At 68.5% G+C, this 25,834-nt stretch carries 25 protein-coding genes; 16 read left to right on the forward strand and 9 right to left on the reverse strand.

Annotated features, from left to right (window positions below; genetic code table 11):
- Positions 1–76: 76 nt before the first annotated feature.
- The 6 genes from HDA44_RS27865 (at position 77) to HDA44_RS27890 (ending at position 5,917) form a co-directional block, all read left to right on the forward strand.
- A complete protein-coding gene (locus HDA44_RS27865) occupies positions 77–469 on the forward strand; it encodes a phosphoribosyltransferase family protein (RefSeq protein WP_337906495.1) in 393 nt (130 codons plus the stop codon).
- A 420-nt stretch (positions 470–889) separates the two neighbouring features.
- Positions 890–2,773 carry a molecular chaperone DnaK gene (gene dnaK / locus HDA44_RS27870; protein ID WP_184839377.1) on the forward strand — a complete coding sequence of 628 codons (1,884 nt, stop codon included), beginning with the start codon at positions 890–892 and terminating at the stop codon, positions 2,771–2,773.
- Positions 2,770–3,462, forward strand: a complete 693-nt coding sequence (gene grpE, locus HDA44_RS27875; RefSeq protein ID WP_184839379.1) for a nucleotide exchange factor GrpE — start codon at positions 2,770–2,772, stop codon at positions 3,460–3,462. The genes dnaK and grpE overlap by 4 nt, the downstream gene beginning before the upstream one ends.
- Positions 3,463–3,489: 27 nt before the next feature.
- Positions 3,490–4,668, forward strand: a complete 1,179-nt coding sequence (gene dnaJ / locus HDA44_RS27880; protein ID WP_184839381.1) for a molecular chaperone DnaJ — start codon at positions 3,490–3,492, stop codon at positions 4,666–4,668.
- Complete coding sequence (locus HDA44_RS27885; protein ID WP_184839383.1) at positions 4,668–5,138, forward strand: heat shock protein transcriptional repressor HspR; 471 nt, start codon at positions 4,668–4,670, stop codon at positions 5,136–5,138. Before dnaJ ends, HDA44_RS27885 begins: the two co-directional genes overlap by 1 nt.
- A gap of 242 nt (positions 5,139–5,380) precedes the next feature.
- Complete coding sequence (locus HDA44_RS27890; RefSeq protein WP_184839385.1) at positions 5,381–5,917, forward strand: GNAT family N-acetyltransferase; 537 nt, start codon at positions 5,381–5,383, stop codon at positions 5,915–5,917.
- Here HDA44_RS27890 and HDA44_RS27895 read toward each other — a convergent pair.
- The gene (locus HDA44_RS27895) at positions 5,884–7,068 is read right to left on the reverse strand and encodes a glycosyltransferase 87 family protein (protein ID WP_184839387.1); all 1,185 of its coding nucleotides are present in this window, start codon (positions 7,066–7,068) and stop codon (positions 5,884–5,886) included. The genes HDA44_RS27890 and HDA44_RS27895 overlap by 34 nt on opposite strands.
- Positions 7,065–8,300, reverse strand: a complete 1,236-nt coding sequence (locus HDA44_RS27900; protein WP_184839389.1) for a glycosyltransferase 87 family protein — start codon at positions 8,298–8,300, stop codon at positions 7,065–7,067. Before HDA44_RS27900 ends, HDA44_RS27895 begins: the two co-directional genes overlap by 4 nt.
- 201 nt (positions 8,301–8,501) lie before the next feature.
- Between HDA44_RS27900 and HDA44_RS38695 the strand changes: the two genes are divergently transcribed.
- The 7 genes from HDA44_RS38695 (at position 8,502) to HDA44_RS27935 (ending at position 17,202) form a co-directional block, all read left to right on the forward strand.
- On the forward strand, positions 8,502–11,501 hold the full coding sequence (locus HDA44_RS38695; RefSeq protein WP_184839391.1) for an ATP-binding protein: 3,000 nt from the start codon (positions 8,502–8,504) through the stop codon (positions 11,499–11,501).
- A complete protein-coding gene (locus tag HDA44_RS27910; RefSeq protein WP_184839392.1) occupies positions 11,498–12,157 on the forward strand; it encodes a response regulator in 660 nt (219 codons plus the stop codon). The genes HDA44_RS38695 and HDA44_RS27910 overlap by 4 nt, the downstream gene beginning before the upstream one ends.
- 121 nt (positions 12,158–12,278) lie before the next feature.
- On the forward strand, positions 12,279–14,861 hold the full coding sequence (clpB, locus tag HDA44_RS27915; protein WP_184839394.1) for an ATP-dependent chaperone ClpB: 2,583 nt from the start codon (positions 12,279–12,281) through the stop codon (positions 14,859–14,861).
- A gap of 69 nt (positions 14,862–14,930) precedes the next feature.
- Positions 14,931–15,563, forward strand: coding sequence for a hypothetical protein (locus tag HDA44_RS27920; RefSeq protein WP_202887604.1), 633 nt, complete (start codon positions 14,931–14,933; stop codon positions 15,561–15,563).
- A 50-nt stretch (positions 15,564–15,613) separates the two neighbouring features.
- A complete protein-coding gene (locus HDA44_RS27925) occupies positions 15,614–16,069 on the forward strand; it encodes a hypothetical protein (protein ID WP_184839396.1) in 456 nt (151 codons plus the stop codon).
- A 70-nt stretch (positions 16,070–16,139) separates the two neighbouring features.
- Positions 16,140–16,490, forward strand: a complete 351-nt coding sequence (locus HDA44_RS27930) for an ArsC/Spx/MgsR family protein (RefSeq protein WP_184839398.1) — start codon at positions 16,140–16,142, stop codon at positions 16,488–16,490.
- Positions 16,491–16,590: 100 nt separating this feature from the next.
- A complete protein-coding gene (locus HDA44_RS27935) occupies positions 16,591–17,202 on the forward strand; it encodes a hypothetical protein (RefSeq protein ID WP_184839400.1) in 612 nt (203 codons plus the stop codon).
- A 125-nt stretch (positions 17,203–17,327) separates the two neighbouring features.
- Here HDA44_RS27935 and HDA44_RS27940 read toward each other — a convergent pair whose 3' ends face one another.
- Together HDA44_RS27940 and HDA44_RS27945 are read right to left on the reverse strand one after the other, a co-directional pair.
- A complete protein-coding gene (locus HDA44_RS27940) occupies positions 17,328–18,479 on the reverse strand; it encodes a pyridoxal phosphate-dependent aminotransferase (protein ID WP_184839402.1) in 1,152 nt (383 codons plus the stop codon).
- 3 nt (positions 18,480–18,482) lie between these two features.
- The gene (locus HDA44_RS27945) at positions 18,483–18,914 is read right to left on the reverse strand and encodes a MarR family winged helix-turn-helix transcriptional regulator (protein WP_184839404.1); all 432 of its coding nucleotides are present in this window, start codon (positions 18,912–18,914) and stop codon (positions 18,483–18,485) included.
- 104 nt (positions 18,915–19,018) lie between these two features.
- On the opposite strand from HDA44_RS27945, the gene HDA44_RS27950 reads away from it, so the two are divergent.
- On the forward strand, positions 19,019–20,575 hold the full coding sequence (locus tag HDA44_RS27950; protein ID WP_202887606.1) for a DHA2 family efflux MFS transporter permease subunit: 1,557 nt from the start codon (positions 19,019–19,021) through the stop codon (positions 20,573–20,575).
- A 126-nt stretch (positions 20,576–20,701) separates the two neighbouring features.
- On the opposite strand, the gene HDA44_RS27955 is transcribed toward HDA44_RS27950, so the two are convergent.
- Together HDA44_RS27955 and HDA44_RS27960 are read right to left on the reverse strand one after the other, a co-directional pair.
- A complete protein-coding gene (locus tag HDA44_RS27955; RefSeq protein ID WP_184839407.1) occupies positions 20,702–21,397 on the reverse strand; it encodes a FadR/GntR family transcriptional regulator in 696 nt (231 codons plus the stop codon).
- A 92-nt stretch (positions 21,398–21,489) separates the two neighbouring features.
- On the reverse strand, positions 21,490–22,128 hold the full coding sequence (locus HDA44_RS27960) for an HAD-IA family hydrolase (protein ID WP_184839409.1): 639 nt from the start codon (positions 22,126–22,128) through the stop codon (positions 21,490–21,492).
- A 54-nt stretch (positions 22,129–22,182) separates the two neighbouring features.
- On the opposite strand from HDA44_RS27960, the gene HDA44_RS27965 reads away from it, so the two are divergent.
- Positions 22,183–22,950, forward strand: a complete 768-nt coding sequence (locus HDA44_RS27965; protein WP_184839411.1) for an SDR family NAD(P)-dependent oxidoreductase — start codon at positions 22,183–22,185, stop codon at positions 22,948–22,950.
- Here the strand turns inward: HDA44_RS27965 and HDA44_RS27970 are convergent.
- The gene (locus HDA44_RS27970) at positions 22,886–23,530 is read right to left on the reverse strand and encodes a TetR/AcrR family transcriptional regulator (RefSeq protein WP_184839413.1); all 645 of its coding nucleotides are present in this window, start codon (positions 23,528–23,530) and stop codon (positions 22,886–22,888) included. The genes HDA44_RS27965 and HDA44_RS27970 overlap by 65 nt on opposite strands.
- A gap of 118 nt (positions 23,531–23,648) precedes the next feature.
- Between HDA44_RS27970 and HDA44_RS27975 the strand changes: the two genes are divergently transcribed.
- On the forward strand, positions 23,649–24,332 hold the full coding sequence (locus HDA44_RS27975) for an NAD(P)-dependent oxidoreductase (RefSeq protein ID WP_184839415.1): 684 nt from the start codon (positions 23,649–23,651) through the stop codon (positions 24,330–24,332).
- Here the strand turns inward: HDA44_RS27975 and HDA44_RS27980 are convergent.
- Together HDA44_RS27980 and HDA44_RS27985 are read right to left on the reverse strand one after the other, a co-directional pair.
- Positions 24,313–25,293, reverse strand: a complete 981-nt coding sequence (locus HDA44_RS27980; protein WP_184839417.1) for a hypothetical protein — start codon at positions 25,291–25,293, stop codon at positions 24,313–24,315. The two genes, HDA44_RS27975 and HDA44_RS27980, sit on opposite strands and share 20 nt — an antisense overlap.
- Positions 25,290–25,814 carry a sigma-70 family RNA polymerase sigma factor gene (locus HDA44_RS27985; protein WP_202887608.1) on the reverse strand — a complete coding sequence of 175 codons (525 nt, stop codon included), beginning with the start codon at positions 25,812–25,814 and terminating at the stop codon, positions 25,290–25,292. The genes HDA44_RS27980 and HDA44_RS27985 overlap by 4 nt, the downstream gene beginning before the upstream one ends.
- Between the last annotated feature and the right edge of the window lie 20 nt (positions 25,815–25,834).

Consider the following 25,834-nt stretch of genomic DNA (forward strand, 5'->3'; position numbering starts at 1 on the left):
CGCCGACCTGACCGGGTGGTGGCGGGATGCCGGGCTGCTCCGGGAGTTGGGGCCGGCGTTGGGGGCGTTGTACGACGTGACGCCTACCGTCGTGCTCGGGCCGGTTTCGCGTGGGTCGTTGGTGGGGGCGTTGACGGCGGCCGCGCTGGGGGTCGGGTTCGTGGAGATGCGGAAGGGCGCTAGCCAGGCGACCGACAGCGATCGGTGGGTGCGGCGTACGACCGCGCCCGACTACCGGGATCGGCACGAGGTGTTCGGCTTCCGGCGGGACCTGGTGCGTGCGGGCGATCAGGTGCTGATGGTCGACGACTGGATCGACACCGGGGCGACGGCGCGGACGGCGCGGGCGCTGGTCGAGGACTGCGGCGCGCACTGGATCGGCGCGGCCTGCATCGTCGACGGCCTGACCGACCCACGCCTACGCCACGACCTCCCGGTCCGCTGCCTCATCGACGTCCGCCGCCTCTGACCACGCCCGGCTCTGACCACGTCCACTGGCGTACGGCAGCGCGCAGCCGCCACGCCAGGCCGTCGAGCCTCGACCGTTGAGCCCGAGTTTGGGAAGCCACCGCGCATTCTTCGAGCCGATTCATGCGCGGTGGCTTCTCGAAGTGGGCCGAGCCGATGGTGCATCGGGGGCGTACGCGTCGTCCCTCGGCGGGTGTCTTCTGGGTCACTTGGAAAGCCTTTGCCGAGGGGTTGCTGGGGCGGGGGAACCCCGGTCGCACCCTGGGGTGGACCCTTAAATCCGGGGGTGTGCTTGGGAATGACCTGGGCGGTGTGCAATGTTGAGTCAAGTGAACTCAAGTTTGTTCGGTCACGGATTTGAAACCGAGGCGGGCGAACGGCAACATTGAGTCTGCATCAGTCAACTCTGTGGAGGTAAAGCATGGCCCGCGCGGTCGGTATCGATCTCGGTACGACGAACTCCGTCATCGCCGTACTGGAAGGTGGCGAGCCCACCGTCATCCCCAACGCCGAGGGAGCGCGCACGACGCCCTCGGTGGTGGCTTTCGCCAAGAACGGCGAGGTCCTGGTCGGCGAGGTGGCCAAGCGGCAGGCCACCACGAACGTCGACCGCACCATCCGCTCGGTCAAGCGCCACATGGGCGAGGCCTGGAGCGTGGACATCGACGGGAAGAAGTTCACCCCGCAGCAGATCAGCGCGTTCGTGCTGCAGAAGCTGAAGCGGGACGCCGAGGCGTACCTCGGGGAGCAGGTCACCGACGCGGTCATCACCGTGCCGGCGTACTTCTCCGACGCGCAGCGCCAGGCGACCAAGGAGGCCGGCGAGATCGCCGGCCTGAAGGTGCACCGGATCGTCAACGAGCCGACCGCGGCCGCGCTGGCGTACGGGCTGGACAAGGGCACCGAGCAGACCATCCTGGTCTTCGACCTGGGCGGCGGCACGTTCGACGTGTCGCTGCTCGAGATCGGCGACGGCGTCTTCGAGGTGAAGGCGACCAGCGGTGACAACCACCTCGGTGGTGACGACTGGGACAACCGGATCGTGCAGTGGCTGGTGACCCAGTTCAAGAACAAGAACGGCACGGACCTGTCCGGCGACAAGATGGCCATGCAGCGGCTGAACGAGGCCGCCGAGAAGGCGAAGATCGAGCTGTCCAGCGCGGCCGAGACCACGATCCACCTGCCGTACCTGAGCCTGACCGATGCCGGCCCGCTGCACCTGGAGGAGAAGCTCTCCCGGGCCGAGTTCCAGAAGCTGAGCAACGACCTGCTGGAGCGCGCCCGCGCCCCGTTCAAGGCGGTCATCAAGGACGCCGGGATCGACGTCTCGAAGATCGACCACGTGATCCTGGTCGGTGGTTCGACCCGGATGCCGGCGGTGGCCGACCTGGTCAAGGAGCTGACCGGCGGCAAGGACCCGAACAAGGGCGTCAACCCGGACGAGGTCGTGGCGGTCGGTGCTTCCCTGCAGGCCGGTGTGCTGAAGGGTGAGGTGAAGGACGTCCTGCTGCTGGACGTGACCCCGCTGAGCCTCGGCATCGAGACCAAGGGCGGCGTGTTCACCAAGATCATCGAGCGGAACACCACGATCCCGACCAAGGGTTCGGAGATCTTCACCACCGCCGAGGACAACCAGCCGTCGGTGATGATCCAGGTGTACCAGGGCGAGCGCGAGATGGCCCGGGACAACAAGTCGCTGGGCAACTTCGAGCTGACCGGCCTGCCGCCGGCGCCGCGGAACGTGCCGCAGATCGAGGTCACCTTCGACATCGACGCGAACGGCATCGTGCACGTGAACGCCAAGGACCTGGCCACCGGCAAGGAGCAGCGGATGACGGTGACCGGTGGCTCCGCGCTGCCGAAGACCGACATCGACCAGATGGTCCGCGACGCCGAGCAGTACGCCGAGGACGACCGCCAGCGCCGGGAGGCGGTCGAGAGCCGCAACCAGGCCGAGAGCCTGGTCTACCAGACCGAGAAGTTCCTGCAGGAGAACGAGGACAAGGTCCCGGACGACGTCAAGACCGAGGTCAAGGACGGCGTCGCCGAGCTGAAGAAGGCGCTCGAGGGTGACGACGCCGACGCGGTGAAGACCGCTTCGGAGAAGCTCGCCCAGTCCAGCCAGAAGATGGGCGCGGCGATGTACGCGAACGCCCAGGCCGCCGGCGGGTCCGCCGACGAGGGTGCCACCTCCGGCAACGCCGACGGGAACAGCACCAACGATGACGACGACGTGGTCGACGCCGAGATCGTGGACGAGGACCGGCCGCAGGACAAGACGCAGGACAAGACGGAGGACAAGTGACGGATCGACCGACTGGCAGCGAGTTCGGTGACGGCGAGCCCGTCGTCCGGGACAAGCGCCGGATCGACCCGGACACCGGCTCGTTGCGGGAGGCCCCGGAGCAGTCCGGGGCCGACGGCGGAACCCCCGGCGGGCAGCCGCCGCGGGAGCCGTCCGACCTGGCCGGCCCGTCCGCGCAGGAGGCTCTGCTGACCGAGGCGCTCTCGGAGCGTACGGCGGACCTGCAGCGTCTGCAGGCCGAGTACGTGAACTACAAGCGCCGCGTCGACCGGGACCGGGAAGCCGCCCGGGAGCTGGTGGTCGGGTCGGTACTGACCGAGCTGCTCGGCATCCTGGACGACATCGGCCGGGCCCGTGAGGCCGGTGAGCTGGAGGGCGCCTTCAAGGCGGTCTCCGAGTCGCTGGAGCGGGTCACCGAGAAGCTCGGCCTGGTGAAGTTCGGCGAGAAGGGTGACACCTTCGACCCGCGGATTCACGAGGCCCTGCTGCACAACTACTCCGACGAGGTCGACGGCCCGACCGCGACGATGATCATGCAACCGGGCTACCGGCACGGCGAGCGGATCCTGCGCGCGGCCCGGGTGGCCGTGTCGGAGCCGACCGAGCAACTACCGGCGGACGCGGTGCAGACCGACGGTCCGGTGGAGAGCACTGATGACGAACAGGCCGCGGACAAGTCTGCGGAATAGTCGGCCGAACGGGAGGGGAGGCGTCGGATGAGCACGAAGGACTGGCTCGAGAAGGACTTCTACAAGGTTCTCGGCGTCTCCAAGACCGCTGAGGCCGACGAGATCAAGAAGGCCTACCGCAAGCTGGCACGTCAGTACCACCCTGACTCCAACGCCGGGGACACCAAGGCGGAGGCCAAGTTCAAGGAGGTCTCCGAGGCGTACGACGTCGTCGGTGACCCGAAGAAGCGCAAGGAGTACGACGAGGCGCGCCGGCTGTTCGGCAGCGGCGGCTTCCGGATGCCGACCGGTAGCGGCGGCCAGGGTGGCGGCGGCTTCAACTTCGACGTCGGCGACCTGTTCAACCGCGGTGGCGGTGCGGGTGGCAGCGGCGGCGGGCTGGGCGACATCCTGGGCGGCATGTTCGGCGGTGGTGGCCGGACCACGACCACCACGACGACGGCGCGGCCGCGGCGTGGCCAGGACATCGAGACCGAGGCGACGATCGAGTTCGCCGAGGCGGTGAACGGTGTCACGGTCGGGTTGCGGATGACCAGTGACGAGCCGTGCAAGACCTGCCGGGGTACGGGCGCCAAGTACGGCACCGTGCCGAAGGTCTGCCTGAAGTGCGAAGGCACCGGGATGCAGACGTCGGTCCAGGGCGGCGTGTTCGCGATGACCGAGCCGTGCACCGAGTGCAAGGGTCGTGGCCTGGTCGTGGACCAGCCGTGCGAGACCTGCCATGGTTCCGGCCGCGGTCAGTCGAGCAAGACCATGCAGGTCCGGATTCCGGCCGGCGTGCAGGACGGGCAGCGGATTCGGCTGAAGGGCAAGGGCGCGGCCGGCGAACGTGGCGGCCCGGCCGGCGACCTGTACGTCACCGTGCACGTGAAGTCGCACCGGATCTTCGGCCGGCAGGGCGAACACCTGACGCTGAACGTCCCGGTGAGTTTCACCGAGGCGGCGCTGGGCGCGGAGATCAAGGTTCCGACCTTGGACGGCCTGCCGGTCACGGTCCGGATCCCGGCCGGTACGGCGAACGCGAGCAAGCTGCGGGTTCGTGGCAAGGGATCGGTCCGCCGGGACGGTACGAAGGGCGATCTGCTGCTCACGCTGGAAGTTCAGGTGCCGCACGAGCTGACCGACGAGCAGAAGGAGAAGCTCGCCGAGTTCAACTCCGCGTCGGATCACCCTGATCTGCGGGCCGGGTTGTTCGGGAGTTCGTGATGGCCTCAAGAGCAAGCACGAGGCCGTTCGGTCAGGTGCCGACCTGGGACGACCGCACCCCGATCTACGTGATCTCGGTGGCGGCCCAGCTGGCCGGCATGCACCCGCAGACCTTGCGTCAGTACGACCGGCTCGGCCTGGTGGTGCCGAGCCGGGCGTCCGGCCGCGGCCGGCGCTACTCGGCGTACGACGTGGCGAAACTGCGCTACGTGCAGCACCTCAGCCAGGAGGAAGGTGTGAACCTGGCGGGTATTCGGCACATTCTCGCGCTACAGTCCGAAGTGGAGGATCTGCGCAAGCGGGTCAACCAGCTACTGGCAGAAGTTCAGCGCGGTGTCGGCGCCTCGCGGCGTACCGCCACCAGCCGGGTCTTCTCGGCCGGCCCCGCCGGTGACGTGATCGCCATGGGCCGGCAGCAGACCACCACCCGTTGGATTCGCACCCAGCCCCTGGAACTCGGGCCGCGCTGATCCAGCACCTTCCAGCAGGTGTGTGACGAGTCGTCGCACACCTGCCCAGGCCACCGGAGGCCTCCGAAACCCCACCCCCTCGGGGCCTCCGGCCGGTGGAGACGGTCGTACCCCGCGACCTCTCCACAGTCGAAGGCGCGCCACCCCCCGGCGCCCTTCGACCCCGCAGGGTGGTCCATCCCCGGACCGCCCTGCGGTTCTCATCGCTGCCGGGTGTTGTCCGCTGCGCATACTCTGGCGGGGTGACGCTGAAGCTGGAGACGGACCGGCTGTTGATCCGGGACTGGGAGGAAGACGACGCCGACGCCGCGCTGGAGATCTATGGCTCCGCCGACGTGGCGCCCTGGTTGTCACCGGCCATCGACAAGGTGCCGGACGCCGCGAGTATGCGGCTGATCCTGCAGGCCTGGATCGAGGCCCAACCGAACTTCGTGGTCCCGGCCGGCCGCTGGGCGGTCACCCGCCGGGACGACGGTGAAGTCGTCGGCGCGCTGCTGATCCGGCTGCTCCCTCCGTACGAGGAGGATCTGGAGATCGGCTGGCAGTTGCGGCCGAGCGCCTGGGGCAACGGGTACGCGACCGAGGCGAGCGGTGCTTTGATGCGCTGGGCGTTCGTCGAGGGGCAGGTCGACGAGTTGTTCGCGGTCGCCCGGCCGAACAACAAACGCGCGATCGCCACCGCGAAACGGCTCGGGATGCAGTGGGTGGGTGAGACCGAGAAGTACTACGAGCTGAACTTGCAGGTCTACCGAATGCGCGCCTCCGAGTTCAAACGCTGACTGGCCAGCACCTGGGGCGCGTTGCGCGCGGCCAGTGTGACTAGGTACGCCACACCGATCAGGACGTAGCTGGAGCCCAGTAGGTGTTCCAGGACGTTCCAGTGCCGTCCTTCGGGGTCCAGGTACACATGCGGTCCGACTGCGAAGGTGGCTACTACCAGGAGCGACAGCGCGGTGGTCGACTTGTTCCGCTTTCGCCAGGCGTGGCAGCCGATCGCCAGTACGGCGGGTGCGATCCACACCCAGTGGTGCGACCAGCTGACCGGTGACGCGAGCAGTCCGAAGACAGCAACCACCAGCAGTGCGGTCACGTCGTCACCGTTGGCGCGTGCCTTTCGCGCCGCGATCAGTGTCGGTACGAGCGCCGCAAGTACTAGTACGAACCAGATCACCAGTTGCAGCGGCCCGTCCGGTACGAGCCGGTGCACGACGGCCTGGAAGCACTGGTTGAACGCATACGTCGCGCCGCCGATGCGGTCGGTGGAGAAGAGCACGCCGAACCAGTACGCCGTCGAGTCGATAGGCCTGAGCGCGTACGCGACCAGGCTGATTCCGGCGAACGCACCCAGGACAGTGGCTGCCTCGCGGTACTGCCGGCGAACCAGGAAGTACAGGATGAACACGAGCGGCGTCAGCTTGATCGCGGCGGCGAGCCCGATCAGTACGCCGCGTGGCCAGCGTGGACGGGTGATCAGGCAGTCGACCGCGACCAGTCCCATCAGGATCAGGTTGACCTGCGCGAACCCGACGTTCGATCGCACCGGCTGCAGGAACATCGCCAGCACGACAACGGCCAGACCGAGGTACTGGGCGATCCTGGTCGTGCCGAGCAGGCGCCGGGCGACGACCAGCATCGTCGCGGTCAGTGCGATCACGCTGGCCGTACTGATCATCAGATCGGCCAGCGGGCGCGGTACGAGGTGCAGTGGTACGAACAGCATCGCGGCGAACGGCGGATAGGTGAACGGCAACGCGAAGCCCGGTACGAGCGACGGGAAGTCGTCCGCGTACAGCCGGAGATCGTGCAGTAGCGCGTATCCACCGGTGCGGTAGACGTTCAGATCGATGTTGCCCGAGTAGACGATGTAGATCACTGTCGTGATCGCCACCGCGAAGTACAGCAGTCGCCGGAGCATCAGCTCGTACTTCATGCGATGCTCTTCCGCCGCCGGAACTCGTAGGCGCCCAACAGGATGGTGGTAGCCGCACAGATGGCGTACGAGTTGCCGAGGAACAGATCGAAGCCTCGGAGGGTGTACTCCTTGTCGCCCAGGTGCGGTGCGGTCCACGGCAGCCCGAACGCGATGCTGACAGTCCACAGCGCAGCGAACGCGACCAGCACCGGACGCTTCCCGCTGGACACCTCGACGACCCGGAACCACAGCAGTGCGCAGATAGGCAGTGCCCAGACGAAGTGGCCGGTCCAGGAGATCGGCGAGATCAGTACGCCGGTCAGTGCGGTGAGCAGGATCGACTCGAGCCGATAGCCGTGGTCGTACGCCCGCTTGGCTGTCCACAGACCGATCGCCAGGGTCAGGGCGACTGCCAGCGCCCACGCCGGTGCGATCCCCTGGACGCCACCGGCGAGCCGGGCGAAGACACCGCGCCAGGACTGGTTGCTGATGAAGTGCGTCGCACCAGGGCGGCTCGGGTCGAGCATGTACTTGGTGAAGAACTGCCAGGTCCCTGTGGGCATGGCGATCGCGCCGGCCAGCATGGTCGCGGCCGTTGCGGCGGAGGCAACAACTGCCTCACGGAATCGGCGAGTCACCAGCAGGTACAGGATGAAGATCCCTGGCGTCAGCTTGATACCTGTCGCGATGCCGACCAGTACACCCCGGTAGCGGCGCGGCAGGTGGCCGAGCAGATCCACCAGCAGCATCGCCAGCAGCAGTAGGTTGATCTGGCCGAGGTCAAACGACGACCGGACCGGCTCAAGCGCCACACCGGCCGCACCGACTGCCAGTCCGGCAGCCGCCACGCTGTACCGCGACCAGTTCGGCCGCAGTGCGCGGACCGTGACCAGACCGATGACGATGAGCGCGCTGGCCGATGCCAGTGTCATGACTGCCCGCCCGGCCCCGGTGCCGAGGAGTGCCACCGGTACGAAGACCAGCGCGGCGAACGGTGGGTACGTGAACCCGAGCAGCATGTCCTTCGGGAAGGCGTGGTGGGCGGTGTAGATGTCCTGACCGTGCAGGAACGCTCGGGACGCGACGACGTACACCCGGAGGTCGTACTGCAGCGCGAACGGGTTCCAGCGCAGCAGGCAGAGGCCGAGGAACACGGCAGCGGCGGCAGCGAGCAGGGCCGTGCGGCGACGGTTGGTCCGGAGGGCCGGCGGCCTGCTGCTGGTGGTGGGGCGGACAGGACTGATGGTCATGACAGTGAGCCTCCCGGCTGGACCGGGGTGACCACATCGCCGCTGAGTGCAACGCAGAGTCACCGGTTGGGATGACACAAGAACGTCGCGTGTCACTCCTTTGAGTGACGTTGAGTCGGTGGCAAACGCTGCAGAATGAATCCTGGGCCCAAGGGATGGTCGCTGACCGTGACAAGCGACCCTGACGAGCAAAGGAGAGCCGTGAGCGTGCGCCGGCTGCCGGAACTGCTGGCTGCCGTGCGTCGCCAGGCGTCGGAAGTCCGGGTGGACGCGGTCGTGGCCGTGCTCGGGCTGATGCTCAGTCAGCTCATCCTGTGGCAGGGCTGGGGCAGCCCGCCGCACGGCCCGGGGGCACTGCTGATGCTCGTGCTCGCCGCGCCGGCCCTGATCGCGTTCCGCCGGATCGACCCGGTGATCGCCGCCGTCGGCATGGCCGCGGGCGCTTCGGCCGCCTGGATGCTGTCGCAGACGGACCTGGTCCTGTTCGTCGGTTGTGCGATGGCCTTGTGGTCACTGCCGACGCGTTGCTCATGGCGTACGGCGGCGGCCACGATCACCGCGACCACAGTCGTGCCCTTCGTGGTGGCTTCGCTGTTCGACGACTCGGCCACTACTTGGCGATGGCTGTGGATACCGCTGCTGGTGATCGGCGTGGCCCGCCTGGCGTACCAGCTGATCTCGCGAAGGCACGTGGCGTACACAGCCAAGCAGCGGTTTGCGGAGCTGCGCTCGCTGGCCACGGGTCGTACGCACCGGATTGAGTTCGATGCTGTCGTGGCCGGAGCGGTTACCGCGTTGACTTCGGTCGACCTGATGCACTGGCGCTCCGGCTTCACTGCGGCTGAATGGCCCGCGCCGAAGTGGATGATCTACTTCTGCGCGTACGCGGCGCTGACTCTCGTACTGCGCCGGGTCTGGCCGGTCGTACCGGTTCTGGTGCTGACAGTCGCCAGTCTGCTGACGTACTGGCTGGCCGGGCCGCGCTGGTTGTTACTGGCAGCGTTCGCATTGGCGCTCTGCTCGCTGATCGCAGACCGGGTGACCTGGCCGCGGATGCTGCTGATCGGTGCCGTCCTCACCGCACTGCCGGTGGTGGCCGAATTGATCCGCTACCGCCAGATGGTGCTGATCTTTCCTCGTCTGCGGCACGAGGGTCTGGAGAACGTGGGGGGTGTTTGGCACAACCGGGTCTACGAGGGCATCGTCGACAGCCAGTGGCCGTGGTGGTTGTCGGTTTTGCTGGTGTTGCCCGTGCTCGCGTACCTGCTGCGCTGGTGGTGGCTGGCGAAATCGGCCCAGACCGTCGCCTGGCTGCGGAACCCAGTGGTCCTGGACTGCCTGCTGGCACTGGCCAGTGTGCTCGTACTGCACTGGAAGGTGTTCCACCCCGACTCCGCATGGTCCACCGCGGCGCCCTGGTTGCGTACTGCCGTGGTCATCGCTCCGGTCTTGATCGCGCTGCGCCGGTTCTTCCCGCTGGCCGCGGCATTCGGCCTGCTGATCGCGGCGATGATGACCCAGGCCATGGGCAGCGTCGAATGGGTCCTGCTGGGCGGTTGCGCGCTGGCCCTGTGGAGCCTGGTCACTCGCCGCTCGCTCATGGTGGCGCTGCCGGGCCTTGCCGGTGTCGTTGCGGTACTGCCGTGGCTGGTCAACCTGTACTGGCGGCCGTTGGTTCGACTGGCACATCCGACGATCTGGCAAGACGAGGTGCCCTTCAGCCTGCCCGGGCGGGGTCCGGATGAGACCTTCCTCGGAACGCGCTACGGCATCCGCATCGAAGAGCTGCATCACCTCCAGGCGCACGACTGGCCCTGGAAGTACGTGGCTGGACTCCTGGTGGCCGGCCTGGCGGCACTGGCGTACCGCCTGCTCCGTCACCGCGTCCGCATCCCCGTTCGGTCGCTCCAGGAGTGGCTGAGCGACGCACGGACGGCGGCGGTGTGGCAGCACGGCTACCTGCTCGATTTACTGCTCGCGGTGACCGTCGCGACGGCGGTGCTGCTGGACATCAGAGCAGGCCAGTACCGGATGCACTGGTGGGCCGCTCAGCATTGGACGATCTACGTACTCGTCTACGCCCCGATGACCTTGGTGTTCCGGCGAATCCAGCCGGTCATTCCCTCGGTGGTCCTTGCCGGCGCGAGCCTGGTGGCGTACCTCGCCGACGGCCAGAACCTGCTGCTGACCGCCGCGCTCGGGATCGCCCTCTACTCACTGGTGGTGCGGACCAAACCCTCGCTCGGGCTGCCGATCACAGGCGTGATCCTCGTACTGCTGCCGGCGATCCCGGCCTGGCTGCCCGGACGGTTCCGGTTCCTGGCCTGGTTCTTCCCGGCCACGCTGGACATGCAGTTCAACGGGCTCTCGCTGAACGACTACGGCCCCGAGTTCATCCGGCTGTCCCAGCGCGCATGGCCGATCTACCTGTCCCTGGTCCTGCTGTTACCGGTCTGCGGCGGCCTGCTCGCGCGCCTGTACCAGCGGAGTCGCCAGCCGTCGGCCCGTGAGGCCGAGCTGGAGCGGTTGACGGTTGAGCAGGGCGAGGTCCAGGTCGTACTGACCGAACGCTCGCACATCGCCCGCGACCTGCACGACGTCGTGGCGCATGCGGTCAACCTGATGGTGATCCAGGCAGAGACCGGTCCGGACCTGGTACAGCGCGGCGAGGCCGACGTACTTGCCGGGTTCCAACGGATCGGGGACGCCGGGCGCCGGGCGCTCGGTGAGTTGGACCGGATGCTGTCCGCGCTCCGCGACGAGGACGGCATCCCGGACCCGGCACTGGCACCGCAGCCGGGACTGGCCGACCTGCGCCGGCTGGCCGGTGACGTGTCCAGTGAGTCGATGACGGTGTCGCTCGACCTGCAGGGCGACCCGGACCTACCGCCGGACGGTCACCAGCTCGCGGCGTACCGGCTGGTGCAGGAGGCGCTGACCAACGCGGTGCGGCACGCGGAAGCGACCAAGGCGATGGTGACGGTGGAGATCAAGGAGGCTGGGATTCAGGTGCGGATCGCCGACGACGGGCGCGGGTTCGAACCCGAGGTGGCGCAGGCCGGCGGCCGGCACGGCCTGGCCGGGATGCGGGAGCGGGTCCGGATTCACGAGGGCAAGCTGACCATCACCTCGGCGCCCGGCGAGGGTACCGAGATCAGCGCCTGGCTGCCGATCAGCCGGAAGGCGGTACCGGCCGGATGATCAAGGTGATGGTGGTCGACGACCAGGACCTGGTCCGGGACGGGATCTCGATGATCCTGGACGGGCAGCCGGACATCGAGGTGGTGGCGCAGGCGGTGGACGGCGCGGACGCGATCCGGCAGGCGGCCGCCGTGCTCGACCTCGGCGTGGTGCTGATGGACGTGCGGATGCCGGTGATGGACGGGATCGAGGCGACCCGCCGCCTGGTCGCCGGGCCGAACGCGCCGCGGGTGGTGATCCTGACCACGTTCGACCTGGACGAGTACGTGTACGACGCGCTGCGCGCCGGGGCGAGCGGATTCCTGCTGAAGCGGTCCTCCCGCGACGACCTGATCAACGCGGTCCGGGTGATCGCGGGCGGCGACGCGCTGCTCGCCCCGCCGGTGACCCGGCGGCTGCTCGACCGGTTCGCCGACAATCGGCTGGACCCGACCGTGACCGCCAGCCTGGACGTACTGACCGCGCGGGAACGCGAGGTGCTGGAACTGGTCGCGAAGGGGAACTCGAACCAGGAGATCGCGGCTGAGCTGCATCTGACCGAGCACACGGTGAAGACCCATGTCAGCCGGATGCTTGCCAAATGCGGTCTGCGGGACCGGGTTCAGGCGGTGATTCTGGCGTACGACGCCGGGCTGGTGTCGGCGGGCCGGAAGTAGCTTCCTGGTCCGGAACCCTGAACCGACCCTGGAATATCCCAGAGTTGAGTGGAATGGACTCAAGTTTGGATAGGTTGTATCCAGTGACTGTTGTTACTGGAGCTTGAAAGGCTGGAACCAGATGGATGTTCAGCGGTTGACGACGCTGGCCCGGGAAACCCTGTCGGTCGCGATCCGTCAGACCTCCGCGGCGGGCAACCCGACCGTGGAACCGATTCACCTGCTGTCCGCGCTGCTCGCGCAGCCCGAGGGGGCAACCATCGGCCTGCTCGAGGCGGCCGGCGGCGACCTGGACGCGGTGCGCCGGAAGACGGCCGAGCAGGTCGCCCGGCTGCCGAAAGCGAGCGGGGGCAGCGTGCAGGCGCCGAGCCTGTCGCCGAAGACCGGCGACGTGCTGAACCAGGCGGAGCAGCGGGCCCTCGGGCTCGGCGACGAGTACGTCTCCACCGAGCACCTGCTGATCGCGCTCGCGACCGTGGACGGCTCGGCCAAGAGCACGCTCGGCGTCACGCCGGAGGCGCTGCTGCAGGCGTTCGACCAGCTGCGCGGCAACCGGCGGATCACGTCCCCGGAAGCCGAGGGGACCACCAAGACCTTGGAGAAGTACGGCGTCGACCTGACGCAGCGCGCCAAGGACGGCAAGCTGGACCCGGTGATCGGCCGCGATTCCGAGATCCGCCGCGTCGTGCAGGTGCTGTCCCGGCGTACGAAGAACAACCCCGTACTGATCGGCGAGCCCGGTGTCGGTAAAACCGCCGTCGTCGAAGGACTGGCCCAGCGGATCGTCGCCGGCGACGTACCCGAATCGCTGCGCGGCCGCCGGCTGATCAGCCTGGACCTCGGCGCGATGGTGGCCGGCGCGAAGTACCGCGGTGAGTTCGAAGAGCGGCTGAAGGCCGTGCTGACCGAGATCAAGGAGTCCGACGGTCAGGTCATCACCTTCATCGACGAACTGCACACCGTCGTCGGCGCCGGTGCGTCCGGCGAAGGCGCGATGGACGCCGGCAACATGCTGAAGCCGATGCTGGCCCGCGGCGAGCTGCGGATGATCGGCGCGACCACTCTGGACGAGTACCGGACCCGGATCGAGAAGGACCCGGCGCTGGAGCGGCGGTTCCAGCAGGTGTTCGTCGGCGAGCCGTCGGTCGAGGACTCGATCGCGATCCTGCGCGGCCTCAAGGAGCGCTACGAAGCGCACCACAAGGTCGCCATCTCCGACTCGGCGCTGGTCGCCGCGGCCACGCTGTCGCACCGGTACATCACCGGCCGCCAGCTGCCGGACAAGGCGATCGACCTGGTCGACGAGGCCGCGTCCCGGCTGCGGATGGAGATCGACTCGTCCCCGGTCGAGATCGACTCGCTGCGGCGGACCGTCGACCGGCTGAAGATGGAGGAGCTGGCGCTGTCCCGCGAGGACGACGCGTCGTCCCAGGAGCGGCTGGAGCGGCTGCGCGCCGACCTCGCTGACCGTGAGGAGGAGCTACGCGCGCTGGAGGCCCGCTGGGAGCGGGAGAAGTCCGGGCTGAACCGGATCGGTGAGATCAAGGAGCGGATCGACGAGCTCCGCGGTCAGGCCGAGCGGGCGCAGCGCGACGGCGACTTCGAGACCGCGTCCCGGGTGCTGTACGGCGAGATCCCCGAGCTGACCAAGGAGCTGGACGAGGCGTCCGAGGAGGACGAGGTCGCCGAAGGCCCCGAGGCGATGGTGAACGAGGAGGTCGGTCCGACCGAGATCGCCGAGGTGATCGCGATGTGGACCGGGATTCCGACCGGGCGCCTGCTCGAAGGTGAAACCGGCAAGCTGCTCCGGATGGAGGACGAGCTCGGGCATCGGCTGATCGGACAGCGCGAGGCCGTCAAAGCGGTCAGCGACGCCGTACGCCGCGCCCGCGCCGGGATCTCCGACCCGGACCGGCCGACCGGATCGTTCCTGTTCCTCGGCCCGACCGGCGTCGGCAAGACCGAGCTGGCGAAGGCGCTCGCGGACTTCCTGTTCGACGACGAACGCGCGATGGTGCGGATCGACATGTCCGAGTACAGCGAGAAGCACAGCGTCGCGCGGCTGGTCGGTGCGCCGCCCGGCTACGTCGGGTACGAAGAGGGCGGTCAGCTGACCGAAGCGGTCCGCCGGCGCCCGTACTCGGTGATCCTGCTGGACGAGGTGGAGAAGGCGCACCCGGAGGTCTTCGACATCCTGCTGCAGGTGCTCGACGACGGGCGGCTGACCGACGGCCAGGGGCGTACGGTCGACTTCCGCAACGTGATCCTGATCCTGACCAGCAACCTCGGCTCGGCGTACCTGGCCGACATGTCGCTGGACGAGAAGGCCAAGCGCGACCAGGTGATGGCGGTGGTCCGGCAGTCGTTCAAGCCGGAGTTCATCAACCGGCTGGACGAGATCGTGCTGTTCGACGCGCTCGGCAGCGAGGAGCTGACGCAGATCGTCGGGCTGCAGATCGGCGCGCTGCAGCGCCGCCTGACCGATCGGCGGATCACCCTGAACGTCGACGAAGGCGCGATGGAATGGCTGGCGATGACCGGGTACGACCCGGTGTACGGCGCCCGGCCGCTGCGCCGGCTGGTGCAGTCCGCGATCGGTGACGAGCTGGCGCGCGGTCTGCTGGACGGTACGGTCCGCGACGGTCAGACCGTCAACGTCACCCTGAACGAGGCGAAGGACGCGCTGGACGTCTCCGCTGCCTGAGTCAGAAGACGCGCTGGATGTCTTCGGTGCCTGAGATAATGGATCGTGACGCGATCACGAGCTGACTGGGTGAACACGACGCACGACTGGGCGGCGTCGGTGGACCACGAGCACCTCGAGCAGATCCGGGGCGGGACCGCGGTTTCGGTCCCGCACCTGGCGCTCGAGGTGCTCGCATATCCCGACGACGAGGCCGAGTCGCTCGGCCGGCGCGGGAAGTGCACGGTGACGCTGCACCCCGACGGGTCCATCGAGATCACCGACGACGGCCGCGGTACCGACACGCGGGTTGACGAGCATGGTGCGGTGGTGAAGAAGCCGATCATGGCGACCAAGGACCTGCGGTTCTTCGACGAGGTGGATGGTCCGTTGTTGCCGGACGGGCATCCGCGGCGCGGCATGTCGGTTGTCGCGGCATTGAGCGATTGGCTCGTACACACGAACCGTCGGACGAACGGGTCGTGGACTCAGCGGTACGAGTACGGCGTACCGGTGACTGATCTTGAGCCGGTTGCCGCCGACGGGACCACTGGTACGACAGTGCACTTCCTGCCGTCGCCGTCCCACGCCCCAAACCGGTTTGGGGCGGTAAACCTGCCGTTTTGGGAGGGTAATGCTCCCCAAACCGGTTTGGGGGTCGCACTTGGGGACCTGGATTTGGCGTTCGCGCACCTCGATATCACCGTCGTGTCGCTTGGGTGATCTGGCAGGATCGAGAGCGGGGGTTTGGCTGGAAGGAACGTGCGGGTCGAATGAGTGAGCAGCCGGGTGACGAGCGGCCGGGGCCGTACAGCGGTCTGTTCGGTGCCGTTCCGGACACGTACGGACCGCGCCCGGGGCCGCCGCCCAAGCAGGTGACGATCGCGTCGGTCATCTCGATGGGCCTCGGCGCGATGTGCCTGCTGCTCGCGGTGCTCGCGCTCACCTCCGCCGGCGGTCAGATCTCGGAGGTACTCACCGGTTCCCGCGACAACGCACCGGTCGCCGTCGCGGCCGCGATGCTGTGCGCGGTGATCTACCTGGCCCCGGCGATCTACGTCCGCAAACGCCACGCCTGGGCCCGGTACCTGCTGATTGCCGTCGCCGCGATGGGCATCGCCGGCGGCGTACTGTCCTTCCCCGCCGGCCTCCTCGGCCTGGCGATCCACGTAGCCCTACTGACCCTGATGCTCCAACAACCCACCAAACGCTGGTTCCACCACCGCTGACCCGCTGCCCGCCGCTGACCCGCCGACCGCCGCTGGTTCAACCGCCCGCCGTCGACCCAGGAGACGTACGTTGGAAATCTGGATCAACCCCGCCTGCTCGAAATGCCGAGCCGCCACCAGCGCCCTCGACGAGGCCGGCGTCGAGTACACCGTCCGCCGCTACCTGGACGACCCACCCACGGCCACCGAGCTGGAGGACGTCCTGACCCGCCTCAACCTCGACCCCTGGGACCTCGTCCGCCACAACGAACCAGCCGCCCAGCCCCTGAAGTCCGCCCCCCGAGACCCCGCCCACCGCACCACCTGGATCGAGGCCATGGTCAACAACCCAATCCTCATCCAACGCCCCATCATCACCACCACCGACAAAACCACCGCCATCGCCCGAGACCCCCAAACCCTCAAACGCTTCCTGCCCTGACCACCAGCACCAGCACCTGCCCCGCGGTGCCCGCGGCTGCCCCACGACACCTGTGGACAACGACAACCCCACCGCAGGCGTTTCCTGGACAATCCGTCGAGTGTTCATCACCACCGGCTTGTCCCACGGCGATCCCACCCTCTCCGCCTGGGTAGACGAATCGGTGATCGTCGACGGCTCACGCTGCCCGACCGGCACCTACACCTTGGCCGCCGTCGTCGCGAAAGCAGCCGCAGTAGGCACGACGCGGGACGTCGTCCGTGCTCTCACGCTGACCAGAGGCGGCCGCTTGCATTGGGTCGATGAGTCGGGCAAGCGTCGCGATCGGATCGCCGCCGCGATCGCGGCCCTTGAGTTGTCGGTGATCGTCGTCGCGGGATCGCCGGTTCAGCGTGCCAAACAAGAGCGTGCCCGGCGGTGTTGTCTGGAGCGGTTGCTGCAGGAGTTGAGTTCGACCGGTGTACGCGAGGTCTGTCTGGAGTCACGCACCGCGACACCTGACCGCCGGGATCTGAGCTTGGTCGAGTCGGCGCGACGGAAAGGTCTGATTCCCCGTGGTTTCCGGGTCGGCTTCGCGCGTCCACGGGATGAGCCGATGTTGTGGATCCCGGACGCGGTCGCGGGGGCGGTGACGGCGTCCCGGCTCGGCGAACCGCGGTGGCAGCTCGCGATGTCGGAGATCCTCACCGAACACGAGGTCGAAGTTCGCTAGAAAGCGCGAAAGCTGGGGCCCATCCTCCGGTGGGAATCCCAGCTTCACTTCTCGCCAGGCAGCGCGCGGCGAGCTACTTGCAGTATGCCACAGGTGGTCACTCGCTGTCAGACAGCATCCACAGCTCAGAGTTTTTGCAGGCGGGTCAGGGCTTCTTGGAGTAGGGCGGGTTGTTTGCAGAAGGCCCAGCGGACGAGGGGGCGGCCTAGGGTGGTGTGGTCGTAGAAGACCTGGTGGGGGATGGCTACTACGCCGGCGCGTTCGGGGAGCATGCGGCAGAAGTCGATGCCGTCGGTGTGGCCGAGGGGGCGGATGTCGGTGGTGATGAAGTAGGTGCCGGCGGGGCGGTGGACCTCGAAGCCGAGGTCGGTGAGGCCTCCGGCGAGGAGGTCGCGGCGGGACTGCAGGTCGGCGCGCAGGGTGTCGAAGTAATCGTTGCCTAGTGCAAGCGCATTGGCGACGGCGGGCTGGAAGGGCGTGCCGGAGGTGAAGGTGAGGAACTGTTTCGCGGTCGTCACCGCCGTCACCACCGCCGCCGAACCGGTCACCCAGCCGATCTTCCAGCCGGTGACCGCGAAGGTTTTGCCGGCGCTGCTGATCGACACGGTGCGATCGGCCATTCCCTCGTACGTGGCCAGCGGCCGGTGCCGCAGTCCGTCGTACACCAGGTGTTCGTACACCTCGTCGGTGATCACGATCAGGTCGTGCTCGACCGCGACATCGCGTACGCCGCGCAGCTCGTCGTCGGTGAGTACGGTGCCGGTCGGGTTGTGCGGTGAGTTGATCAGCAGCACCTTCGTACGCGGCGTGACCGCGGCGCGCAGCTCGTCCAGCTCCAGCCGGTACGAGGGCGCACGCAGCGTCACCGGAACCCGGCGCCCGCCCGCGAACGCGATCCCGGCGGCGTACGAGTCGTAGTACGGCTCCAGCGCGATCACCTCGTCACCGGGCTCCACGTACGCGAGCAGTGCCGCCGCGACCGCCTCGGTGGCACCGGTCGTGATCAGCACCTGGGTGTCCGGGTCGTACGAGAGCCCGTAGAACCGCCGCTGATGATCCGCGACCGCCTGCCGGAGCACGGGTACGCCGCGCGCCGGGGCGTACTGGTTCGCGCCGGAGCGGATCGCCGCGATCGCGTCCTCGAGTACGGAGTCGGGGCCGTCGCGATCCGGGAAGCCCTGGCCGAGGTTCACCGAACCGGTCGCCAGCGCGAGCGCGGACATCTCGGCGAAGATCGTCGTGCCCAGACCGTTCAGCCGTTCTGCGGGTGCGTGCATCGTCTAACCCTCGACTGCCGTGACCATGTGTGCAAGCCAGGCCCGCGCGGTTGCCCGGTCGGTCGCGCTGAAGGCCGCTTCCAGCTCGTTCTCGACCTTGCGGATCGCCGGTGCCGCCTCGGCCAGCCGGCGCTCGCCGCCCGGGGTGAGGTGGATCTGCTGGGTTCGCCGGTCCTTCGGGTTGGGCCGGCGTTCGACCAGGCCGGCCCGCTCCATCCCGGTGAGCAGCTCGTTCGCGGACTGCCGGGTGGTGCCGACCACGCGGCCGATGTCGGCGACGGTCAGCCCGGGGCTTTCCCGCACGCACAGCAATGTCCCGTACTGCTGCACGGACAGCCCGTGGTCGTCGAGCGCGGCCGCCAGCGCCGACCGCATGCTCAGCCAGGCGTGCCGGACCAGGAACGTCACGCAGCCGGTCTCGTCAGTCGGTTCCATGCAACACATTCTGCCGGGGAAAACCCACAATGGAGATTGACAGGTTCCTGTCAATCTATGATGATCGAGTTCTCGTCAGGTTCCTGACAATCATAGGAGACTTCGTGTCCTCGATCGACCCCATCCCCGACACCCGCCGGCAGCGGCGGATTCTGACCGTACTGGTGGTCTCGGCCGTCCTGATCTGGATCGACTCGACCGTCCTCGGGATCGCCCTCGAACGCCTCGCCGACCCGGTCGACGGCCTCGGCGCCACGCCCGGCCAGCTGCAATGGGCCATCGGCATCTACTCGCTGCTCTTCGCCACCGCCCTGTTCCTGGCCGGTGCGCTCGGCGACCGGTACGGCCACCGGACCGTACTGATGCTCGGCCTGCTGATCTTCGGGATCGCCTCCGCCTGGGCCGCCTGGGCGACCGGGCCGACGGCGCTGATCCTGGCCCGCGCGACCATGGGCCTCGGCGGCGCGCTGATCATGCCGCCGTCGATGGCGATCATCGGCTGGACCTTCCCGCCGCAACGCCGAGCCGCCGCGATCGCGGTCTGGGGCTCGTCGGCCGGCGTCGGGGTCGCGGTCGGCCCGGTGCTCGGCGGTCTGCTGATCGACCATTTCTGGTGGGGTTCGGTGTTCACCATCAACCTGCCGATCGTCGCGTTCGGCCTGATCGGCGCGGCGCTGGTGCTGCCGAACCCGCGCAGCCCGGAGCGCCGCCGCCTCGACCCGATCGGCCTCAGCCTGTCCACGCTCGGCCTGCTCGGCGTCTCGTACGGCCTGATCGAAGGCGGTCATCAGGGCGGCTGGGATCGCTGGCAGGTGTGGGCGAGCATCGTCGCCGGAGTCGTCCTGCTGGCCGGTTTCATCGTGTCCGAGTGGCGGGAAGAGCGGCCGAGCTTCGACCCACGGCTGTTCCGCGACCGGCGCTTCGCGGCCGGCAACTTCACCCTCTCCGTCGTCTTCCTGACCCTCACCGGCCAGAGTTTCTACCTGGCCTTCTACTACCAGGGCGCGCGCGGCATGAGCGCGCTCTCGGCCGGCCTGATGTCGTTGCCGGCGGCAATCGGGGTGATCATCGGCTCCCAGCTCGGCGCCCGGCTGGCCGCCCGCTTCGGCGTCGCCAAGGTGTCGGGTACGGCGGTGCTCGTGCTCGCCGCGTGCTTCGGGCTCAACCTCCTGTACGACGTGAACACGTCCTTGGTCTGGCTGGGTCTGGTCGGTGGAATCGTTGGCCTGTCCATCGGTATGACGACCGCGCCGACCACCGCCGCGATCATGGCGACGCTGCCGCTGGACCGGATGGGTGCCGGTTCGGCCGTGAACAACGCGCTCCGTCAGGTCGGCAGCGTGCTCGGTGTCGCGGTCCTCGGTACGGTCGTGTCGTCGACGTACCAGGACAGGATCGCGCCGTCGCTGGCCGGCCTGCCGCCCGCCGCCGGTACGTCGGCAGAAACCACCCGCCACGCCGCGATCGCACTCGGCCGCCCGGACCTCATCCAGCACGCGAACGACGCCTTCATCCACGCCATGCACGTCGCCGCCGCAGTCGCCGGCGCGATCGTCCTGACCGGCGCCATCGTCCTCATCCTCGCCTTCCGAACCCCGAAGCCGCCCCACTCCCCAGACCCCACCAACCCTCACCCCCTGAACGCGAGGGTCGCCCCCTGAGGAAGGGTTGCCCCTTGCACGGGAGGGTTGCCCCCTGGAAATTCGAGGGGGCAACCCTGCGGTTGCGGGGATGACCCTTCAAATGGAGGGTTCGGCGCTCAGCGGCGCAGGTCCGGGCGGGGGTGGTCAGGGGACTGGTTGGGGGGTGGGGCGGAGGGCTCGGAGCCAGCGTTCGGTTTGGGCTATGTGGGCGGAGGCGGCGGTGGCGGCGGCCGCGGGGTCGCGGGTGGTGATGGCGGCGAGGATCGCGCGGTGGCCGCGGTCGCTGGTTTGTTTGATCGCGTCGAAGTCGGTGCCCGGTTCGAAGATCCGGTAGTGGCCGCCGCGGCCGCGGATCACGTCGGTCAGCGCGGTCACCGTCGGGTTGCCGCCGGCCGTACAGATCGCGCCGTGGAACTCGGCGTCCAGGTGCTGGATCTCGGTCGCGTCGGTGGTCGACTCGAGCCGGTCGAGGATCTCGCTCAGCCGCCCGGCCAGCTCCGGGTCCTGCCGGGCGGCGGCGGTCGCGGTGGCATGCGATTCGAGGACGCGGCGCACCTCGAGCAGTTCGAGCAGTCCTTCCAGCGGGATCAGCTCGACCGAGAGCGAGAACCGGCTGATGATCGCGGCCGGGTCGAGCGCCGACACGTACGTACCCGAACCGTGCCGGGACTCGATCACGCCGAGCGCGCCGAGCGATCGGACCGCCTCGCGCAACGAGCTGCGGGACACGCCGAGGTGCTCGCACAGCTCCGGCTCCGGCGGGAACTTCGCCCCCGGGCCGAGCTCGCCGGACGCGATCATCTGTCGCAGCCCAGCCAGTGCCTTGTCCGTCGCGGCCATCGGTCACCTCCTCGCCACAGCCTAAGTCATCAGACAATTCGCGCGAAAACCCGTCCAATGACAGCACGAAAGTGGTTAGCAAGCACAATTCATCAGATGTTTGCGCGCAAGAACCCCAACAGGTCGGCTGCCCGCCAGCGCCGCTCCGCCAGCCGCTCGGACGGTACCTCGCCATTCACCCACACGGTGGTCATCCCACGCTCGTGCGGCAGCGCCAGATTCACTTCGAGATCGTCGAACATCGCCGCCCGCGCCGGCTCGATCCCGAAGCGGCCCAGGAAGGCGTCCAGGCTCTCGGCGTACGGCTTCGGCACCAGCTTCCCGGCGAGGATGTCGAACACGCCATCGATGCATTCGTCGAGTCCGAGCCGGCTGAGCGCCTGCTCCGCGTGGTACGCCGACCCGTTCGTGTACACGTAGCGCCGCCCCGGCAACGCGGTCAGTACGGCGGCCAGGTCCGGAGCGGGCTCGATCACCGAGTAGTCGAGCCGCCGTTCGAAGCCGAGGAAGTCGTGTGGGTCGATCGTCCCGGTCAGCATCGCGCCGCGCAGCGACGTACCGTACCCGGCGACCAGGTCGGCCTGGATCTGCCGCGCGCCCGCGAGGTCGGTCCGGTAGTACGCGGCGATGGTCGACAGGATGCCGTGGGTGAGTTGCGCGGCAAGCGCCGAGTCAGCCGGGTACAACGTGTTGTCCAGGTCCAGTACCCAGGTGTCGATGTCCGCCAGCACTCGACCAGAGTAGGTGACAGACTGGGGGCTGGTCCCGACAGGAGGACGGAGAAGATGGCGACTGCGCTTGTTACCGGCCCGGCGACGGGGATCGGCCGCGCGTTCGCGGACAAGCTGGCACTGGAGGGGTACGACCTGGTGCTGGTGTCGCGCGACGAGGCGCGGCTCAAGGAGGTCGCGACCGAGATCACCCGGCTGCACGGCGTCGACTGCGAGGTATTGGTCGCGGACCTGACCGACGCGGAGGACCTCGCCCGGGTGGAGGAGCGGTTCCGGACCGGCCCGATCGAGGTGCTGGTCAACAACGCCGGCTTCGGGCAGAAGAAGCCCTTCTGGGCGAACCCGATCGAGGCCGAGGAGAAACAGCTCGACCTGCTGGTACGGGTGGTGCTGCGCCTAACGCATGCCGCCGTACTTCCGATGATCGAGCGCGGCTCCGGCGCGGTCGTCAATGTTTCGTCGGTGGCCGGGTTCCTGCAGCGCAACGTCTACAGCGCGCACAAGGCCTGGGTGACCAACTTCTCCGCCGGGCTGGCGGTCGAGCTGCATGCCAAGGGCGTCGCGGTGATGGCGTTGTGCCCCGGGTTCGTGCACACCGAGTTCCATGAGCGGATGGAGATGGACAAGTCGGTCATCCCGTCGTTCATGTGGCTGGATGCGACCGATCTGGTCGACGCGGCCTGGAAGGACCTGATGCGCGGGAAGGCGATCTCGATCCCGTCCCGGCGCTATCAGCTGATCGCGGCGGTGGCCCGGTTCACCCCGCGCGCTCTGATCGCGCGGGTGTCGACCGTGGGTCTGGACGGCCGGCGGCGGGCTTGAGCGCCTCGTAGATCGTCTTGGTCAGCGCGGCGGCGTACGCGTCGTGCTCGGCCGCGGATGGGTTGATCCCGGCGAAGCTGACTTCGAATCCACGCTGGAAACAGGCGCCGAACAGCAGCGCGGCCGCCGCGCTCACGTCCGCGGTACGCCGAATCCGGCCGAGCTTCTGCTCCTCGCGCAAATAGCGGATCAGGCCTTCCTGCGCCTTGTGCGGGCCTGCGTTCAGCTCGCGCAGGCGGTTGCGGTGCGCGATCAGCAGTTCCTGGGACGAGAACAGTGAGACCAGGATCGGGAAACCTTCGACGTAGAAGTCGATCGCGGTCCGGGCCAGCCGGGTCAGGTTGCCGCGGACGGTCCCGCTGCCGGGGTTGCCGATCAGCTCCTTGAGCGATCCGGGCAGCTGTGGCATCCGCTCGTGCAGTACGGCGAGCAGGATCGCCGGCTTGTCGGTGAAATGCTTGTAGAGCGCGGCCTCGGAGTACCCGGCGACCTGCGCGATCGACTTGGTGGTCGCCCGGGCGAAGCCCTGGGTCCGGAGCACCTCCGCGGCCGCGTCCAGGATGTCGTCCCTGGTGCCCATCCGGTGCTCCTCTCTCGGCGTACCCGACCCGCGCGCTCGGCGGCAGCCTACCTTGACAGGTTGGTGAGTGTTTACTCACCATAGTGAGTGAGTGTTTACTAACCTGGAGGGGTTGACGATGAAGCTGGTGGTTTTCGGGGCGTCCGGCCGGATCGGGACCGAGCTGGTCCGGCAGGCAGTGGCGGCCGGTCATACGGTCACGGCGGTCGTGCGCGCCGGTTCGAGTCTGCAGGTGGCGCTGCCGGAGCTGCGGCTGGTCGCGGCCCAGGCCGGCGTCCCTGGTGGGCAGGTCGAGGTGGTCACCGCCGACGTGCTGGACCCGGCCGCGATCGCGCCGGTGCTGGCCGGGCACGACGGGGTGCTGTCGGCGCTCGGTCCACGACCGTCCGGCCCGAGCGACCTACTGACCGAGAGCGCGCGAAGCATGCTGCGCGCGCTGGACGAGAGCGGCGTACGCCGGTTCCTGGTCGTGAGCGTGGCCGGGATTCACACCAAGGGTGATGATCCGTTCACCAAGTACGTGGTGAAGCCGATCCTTGGGCGGTTCCTGCGTGAGTCGTTCGCGGACGCGCGCCGGATGGAGGAACTGGTCACGGCGAGTACGGCTGACTGGACCATTGTCTGCCCGCCCCGGCTGACGAACGGTGCTGGAAAGGGGCGGATTCGCAGCAACACCGAAGGTACGGTCCGGGGCGGATTCACGATCACCCGCGCGGACGTCGCCACGTACCTGCTGGATGTCGTCGCCGATCCCGGGCTGCACCGCAAGACCGCGATCATTGCTAACGGATCGGGTCGTTGACGGGCGCGTCGGGCCGCAGCTTGATCGTCGCGGCGATGGCGGTCGGTGACTTGCTGATGCTCCAGACCGTGCCGGCCCAGCTCTCGCCGAGGAAGACGGTGACGTCGGAGCCGCCGGACGTCGCCGGATGACCGCCGATCGTCATGGTCGGCTTGACGGACGGCGCCGGGCGGACCACGCCGACCGTGGTGAGCGACCCGATGGCGCCCGGATCGACCGGATCGGCGTCGCCGAGCAGCACCGAGTAGCTCTCCGGCGAGACCGGTGACCCGTGCGGTTCCGCGACCGCGACGACCTCGTCCGATTCGACCGCGCTCCGGCCGAAGCTGAACGGGACGGTCACCGGCGCCGGTTTCGCGCGCAGCTGGATGCCTTCGGCAACATGCCGGGCGCGCTCCGGCGTGGCATCGGTACCGGTGTCCTGCACGGTCGCCCACCCGGTGTCCGAGTACCGGAAGGCGATCCGGACGCCACCGTGATCCCGCGCGAGGAGATACACCGGGCGCCCGTCGATGTCGTCGAGCCGCCGCTCACCGGTCACCCCCGGCCAGGCGCCCGGGGCGTACATGGTCGCGACCGCGGTCGCGCCGGGGGCCAGGCCGGAGTTGTCGGCGGCAACGAGTTTGACCGACTGCCAGCGGTTCGCGCTGGTGTACAAGCGTGGGGTGAAGCCGCCCGCCGAGCCGACGTCGAAGGCCCGCGACCAGATGCCGAACGGTACGACCTGGCCTGGTGCGGCCGGCTGGACCCGGTCCGCGCGGACCGCGTGCAGCACCATCGGCGTCGCCGACACGGCCGCGATCAGCGCGACCACCGCGGCACCACCGAGCACCCGCCGCCGCCGGACCGTCCGGCGGCCGTCCCGCATCGCCCGGTCGATACTGACCCCCGCCGGGCTCTGGTCAGGGGTTTCGCGCAAGGCCTTCAGCAGGCCGGCGTACTCCTCGGGTTCGGGGCTCATCGGGACTGCTCCTTCCTGAGCTCGGGCTCGATGTCCAGGCGGTCGCCGAGCAGGCGCCGGAGCAACGTCAGGCCACGGGCGGTCTGGCCTTTCACCGCGTTCTCCGAACAGCCCAGCGTTCCGGCCACGTCGCGGACCGGGAGGTCGTACAGGAAGCGCAACACCAGCACGGCGCGGGTCCGGGGCGGGATCCGGTCCAGGGCCGCCGCGACGACCAGGCGGGTCTCCACCTCGCGGCCGGTGCTCGCCGGAAAGTCGATCGGCTGATCCGTCAGCCGGACCCGCGACCAGCCGAGACGACGTTCGTTCAGGAAAGTACGGACCACGATCATCCGTACGTACGCGTCCAGGTTGTCGGCGTTCGTTGCCTTGTGCCAGTGCACGTACAGCTTGGTGATCGCGGCCTGTACGACATCGTCGGCCCGGTGCGCGTCCTTGCACAGCGAACCGGCCAGCCGGCGCAACTCGGGCAGGCGCGCGGTCACGTACTCGACGTACTGCTGCTCGTCAGCCGACCGCACGGCCGCACCTCCTTCCGGTA

Origin of the sequence: Kribbella solani (assembly GCF_014205295.1) — a bacterium.
GTDB classification, from domain to species: domain Bacteria; phylum Actinomycetota; class Actinomycetes; order Propionibacteriales; family Kribbellaceae; genus Kribbella; species Kribbella solani.

Coding starts and splice junctions, on each gene's coding strand:
- HDA44_RS27885 (WP_184839383.1), top strand. CDS start 4,668: ATGGCCTCAAGAGCAAGCACGAGGCCGTTCGGTCAGGTGCCGACCTGG.
- HDA44_RS27910 (WP_184839392.1), top strand. CDS start 11,498: ATGATCAAGGTGATGGTGGTCGACGACCAGGACCTGGTCCGGGACGGG.
- HDA44_RS27980 (WP_184839417.1), bottom strand. CDS start 25,293: ATGAGCCCCGAACCCGAGGAGTACGCCGGCCTGCTGAAGGCCTTGCGC.
- dnaK (WP_184839377.1), top strand. CDS start 890: ATGGCCCGCGCGGTCGGTATCGATCTCGGTACGACGAACTCCGTCATC.
- dnaJ (WP_184839381.1), top strand. CDS start 3,490: ATGAGCACGAAGGACTGGCTCGAGAAGGACTTCTACAAGGTTCTCGGC.
- HDA44_RS27965 (WP_184839411.1), top strand. CDS start 22,183: ATGGCGACTGCGCTTGTTACCGGCCCGGCGACGGGGATCGGCCGCGCG.
- HDA44_RS27970 (WP_184839413.1), bottom strand. CDS start 23,530: ATGGGCACCAGGGACGACATCCTGGACGCGGCCGCGGAGGTGCTCCGG.
- HDA44_RS27940 (WP_184839402.1), bottom strand. CDS start 18,479: ATGCACGCACCCGCAGAACGGCTGAACGGTCTGGGCACGACGATCTTC.
- HDA44_RS27900 (WP_184839389.1), bottom strand. CDS start 8,300: ATGACCATCAGTCCTGTCCGCCCCACCACCAGCAGCAGGCCGCCGGCC.
- HDA44_RS27895 (WP_184839387.1), bottom strand. CDS start 7,068: ATGAAGTACGAGCTGATGCTCCGGCGACTGCTGTACTTCGCGGTGGCG.
- clpB (WP_184839394.1), top strand. CDS start 12,279: ATGGATGTTCAGCGGTTGACGACGCTGGCCCGGGAAACCCTGTCGGTC.
- HDA44_RS27975 (WP_184839415.1), top strand. CDS start 23,649: ATGAAGCTGGTGGTTTTCGGGGCGTCCGGCCGGATCGGGACCGAGCTG.
- HDA44_RS27925 (WP_184839396.1), top strand. CDS start 15,614: ATGAGTGAGCAGCCGGGTGACGAGCGGCCGGGGCCGTACAGCGGTCTG.
- HDA44_RS27945 (WP_184839404.1), bottom strand. CDS start 18,914: ATGGAACCGACTGACGAGACCGGCTGCGTGACGTTCCTGGTCCGGCAC.
- HDA44_RS27955 (WP_184839407.1), bottom strand. CDS start 21,397: ATGGCCGCGACGGACAAGGCACTGGCTGGGCTGCGACAGATGATCGCG.